The organism is Geomonas sp. (genome assembly GCF_035254065.1).
In the GTDB taxonomy this organism is placed as follows: Bacteria; Desulfobacterota; Desulfuromonadia; order Geobacterales; family Geobacteraceae; genus Geomonas.
Genome location: NZ_DATFBA010000366.1, coordinates 1 through 2,016, shown reverse-complemented (window position 1 = coordinate 2,016; position 2,016 = coordinate 1). Strand labels below are relative to the sequence as shown.

The 2,016-nt window shown below is 64.2% G+C and carries 2 protein-coding genes and 1 pseudogene; all 3 read right to left on the bottom strand.

Translation table 11 applies throughout. The features are described from left to right. A pseudogene (locus VJ604_RS17010) lies at window positions 1–514 on the bottom strand (type II secretion system F family protein); the annotation flags it as partial. Window positions 515–535: 21 nt separating this feature from the next. Beyond that, a complete protein-coding gene (locus VJ604_RS17005) occupies window positions 536–1,486 on the bottom strand; it encodes a type II secretion system F family protein (RefSeq protein WP_324084588.1) in 951 nt (316 codons plus the stop codon). Next, on the bottom strand, window positions 1,480–2,016 hold a 537-nt coding region (locus VJ604_RS17000; protein WP_324084587.1), incomplete at its 5' end, for a TadA family conjugal transfer-associated ATPase. The genes VJ604_RS17000 and VJ604_RS17005, both read right to left, overlap by 7 nt.

Below are 2,016 nucleotides of genomic sequence, written 5' to 3'. Positions count from 1 at the left end.
CCTCGACGCAGACGGTCAAGAGGTCGAGCACGTCAGGGAGCGAGTGGAAGATCTCCTGCTTGCGCCAGGCCGCCCGGTGGTCCAGCCAGAAGGAGGGGGCCAGGAAGCCGAGGATGGCGAGGGCGATGACGAACCACAGGGTCTGGCCTTGGCGCAGGTGGCCGCCGGGGATGGCGTACAGCAGCAGGAAGGCCGCCGGCAGCGCCGCCGCCAGGACCAGCTTGCTCCCCAGGAAGACGTAGACCCTTTCCGGCCTGAAGCCGGCGGCCATGATGGTCTCCCGGTAGCTGTGCAGCTCCGCGGGCTTCACTTTCAGCTTCTGGCCCAGATCGGCCAGCTTCACCTGCCACTTGGCGTTGGTATGCAGCAGGGAGACCTGCTGTTTCTCTTCACTTGGCCTCATCTTCGCGAGCCGTGCCTTCAGTTCGTTGCCGCCGTTCAGCAGCCGGTAGGTGACCGCGCCGATGAACAGCGCCAGGCTGGCGAAGGTGAGGATCATTATTAAAGTGATCATGGCGTCCTCCCCGAATCCATTTCAGATCCTGATGTTGACGATCTTCCGAATGAACATAAAGCCGATGACCTGCGCCACCGCCGCCCCGATCAGCAGCATCCCGAGGGTGTGGTTGGTGAAGAACAGGCCGATGTAGTTGGGCTGAATCATGTAGAACAGGGCGAAGACCACGATCGGCAAGAGCATCAGCACGTAGCCCGAAACGCGCCCCTCCGCGGTCACCACCTGCACCTGCCTGCGTATCTGCAGGCGGGCGCGGATGGTGTCGGCCAGCTTGTCGAGGATCTCGCTCAGGTTACCGCCGGTTTCGGTGTTGATCCTGATGATGGTCACGAAGAAGCGCAGGTCGATGCTGTCGATGCGCTCCGGAATGGTGGCCAGGGAGTCCGCAATCCGCATGCCGAGGTTCTGCTGCTCGTAGGCCAGCTTGAAGAGGGGGCCGGCCGGGTCGGGGAGCTCCTGGGCTACCAGTTCCACCGCGCCGGTCATCGAATGCCCCGCCCTCAGCGAGCGGGCGATCATGGTGAGCGCGTCAGGCAACTGCTCGGTGAAGCGGTCCTCGCGCACCTTCTTCTTGTAGGCAAGGAAGAAGCGGGCGCAACCAATGACGGCCAGGGCGGCGAAAAGGGACACCATGAAGTTCCCCTTGGCCAGGAAGAAGAGCAGGAAGGTGACAAAGGCTGCCGCGGAAATCCAGAGCGCGAAGTACAGAGGTGGGACGTTCAACCCCGCCCGCTCCACCGCACGTTTGACCCTCTCCATGAGGGGCACCCAGTGCGTCAGGGCTGCCAGCCGGTCGTTTCCCTGCAGAAGTGGATCTCGTTCCGGCTTCCTTTGGGAGCTGGCGGCCATCATTTTCAGCCGCATCTTGGCGCGGGCCGCCGGTGACTGTCCGGCGTTGGCCCCCGCCAGAACCAGGGCGAAGGAGCCCAGGAACACGGCGCTGAATACCAGTGCGATGGTGACTACCATGACTTGGCCCTCCCCTCGAACACCTCCGGTGGCAGATCAAAGCCGCACAGCTTGAAGTGCTCGGCGAAGCGGGGGCGGACCCCGGTCGCCATGTAGTGCCCGATGATGCGGCCGTCGGCATCGATCCCCTGGCGCTCGAATACGAAGACGTCCTGCATGACGATGGTGTTCCCCTCCATGCCGGTGATCTCGGCGACCTTGACCACCTTGCGGGTGCCGTCGGCGAAGCGGACCAGGTGGATGATCACGTTGATGGCGGAGGAGATCTGCTCGCGGATGGCGCGGTCGGGGAGGTCCAGGCCGCTCATCATCACCATGGTCTCCAGGCGGCTCATGGCGTCGCGCACCGTGTTGGCGTGGATGGTGGAGATGGAGCCGTCGTGGCCGGTGTTCATGGCCTGCAGCATGTCGAGCGCCTCGGCGCCGCGCACCTCGCCCAGGATGATGCGGTTGGGGCGCATACGCAGGGCATTTCTCACCAGGTCGCGCTGGGTCACCTCGCCTGACCCCTCGATGTTGGGGGGGCGGGT

Excerpts from the sequence above, each read along its gene's own strand:
- VJ604_RS17005 (WP_324084588.1), bottom strand. The coding sequence starts at position 1,486 with ATGGTAGTCACCATCGCACTGGTATTCAGCGCCGTGTTCCTGGGCTCC.